The sequence below is a fragment of the Streptomyces sp. NPDC089915 genome, from assembly GCF_040684675.1.
In the GTDB taxonomy this organism is placed as follows: domain Bacteria; phylum Actinomycetota; class Actinomycetes; order Streptomycetales; family Streptomycetaceae; genus Streptomyces.
This window is the reverse complement of record NZ_JBFBGN010000403.1, coordinates 1-1,193: the sequence shown is the minus strand read 5'-3', so window position 1 is coordinate 1,193 and position 1,193 is coordinate 1. Positions and strand designations below refer to the sequence as shown.

Annotated in this window: 2 protein-coding genes; both read left to right on the top strand. The window is 68.7% G+C overall.

Annotation, left to right across the window (positions count from 1 at the left end; genetic code table 11):
- Window positions 1–288: BBE domain-containing protein (locus tag AB0O29_RS36185; RefSeq protein ID WP_365160773.1), on the top strand; the 288-nt coding region annotated here is incomplete at its 5' end.
- Window positions 289–409: 121 nt separating this feature from the next.
- Window positions 410–1,150, top strand: a complete 741-nt coding sequence (locus tag AB0O29_RS36180; RefSeq protein WP_365160770.1) for a peptidase inhibitor family I36 protein — start codon at window positions 410–412, stop codon at window positions 1,148–1,150.
- The last annotated feature ends 43 nt before the right edge of the window (window positions 1,151–1,193 follow it).

The following is a 1,193-nucleotide window of genomic DNA, read 5'->3' as shown; positions in this document are numbered from 1 at the left end:
TTCGTGCATCGCTCCGCACGCTGGCTGATGACGTACGAGACCTCCTGGACGGCCAGGGACACACCCATCACCGTCCGGGCCGGCCGGGAATGGCTGGCCGAGCTGCACGCCACGATGCAGGACCGCGGCAAGGGCGTCCTGCCCCAGGCGTACCAGAACTTCCTCGACCCGGCGCTGAAGGACTGGGCCCACGCGTACTACGGCGAGGCGCTCCCCAAGCTGCGGCGGATCAAGCGCACCTACGACCCCGACCGCTTCTTCGACTTCCCCCACGCCATCCCCGCCTGAGGCCGCGTAGGGGGGTGGGCACCCGGAGGCAGCGAGCCGGCTCGGGAGGGGAGGCGGGTTCGGGCTGTATGGGTGCCCGGGTGTTCACGCTTTCGGTTCGGCCGCGCGGGCTGAAAGGGTCTTGCTGATCGTCACGTGTGGCGCACCGGTCAGGATGACGGGCGTACGCCTTCCCTACGTGAAGAACGGCCACCCCATGCCCCGCTCCCGCCTGCCCCGCCGTGCTGCCCTGCTCGCTCTCACCGCGGCGCTGTCCCTCACGACCGCCGCACTGTCCCCGGCCAGTGCCGCTCCGGAGCAGTGCGGGGCGAATCAGCTCTGCCTGTGGAACGACTACGGTGAGCAGGGTCAGTTCGTGCACGTCGACGGTGTCGCGGTCGGTCAGTGCGTGCCCGGCTACGTGAAGTGGCCCGACGGGACCACCTCCAACCCGTCCAGCGTGCGGAACAACCTCGGTTTCATGGTCTTCGCGTTCAACAGCTCCGATTGCTCCGGCGCCGCCCAGCGGACGATCGGCGCCGGCACGCAGCAGGACCTGAACCCGGGTTCCTGGTCCTTCCGCAGCATCACCTGCCCCGCCGACAAGGTGTGCTTCTACGAGAACGGCGACCTCAGCGGCGAGTTCGTCGAGCGGTCACCGGGCAGCTCTTGCGACAGCGCCACCAGGAAGGGCGCGTACTCGCTCGTCAACCACAGCTCACGGGCGATCCGTCTCTACAACAGCGTCTTCTGCCTCGGCGCGTACACCATCGCCGACGTCCCGGTCGGCGGCACGTACCTGAACTCAGGCACGAAGATCACTGGCTGGAAGTCTTTCCGGTTCGGGTCGGTCTGTCAAGGGTCGCCGCAGGCGATCGCGTAGCGACGCGACGAAGGAGCGCCCTTGACAGGCCGGCCCGGACCGG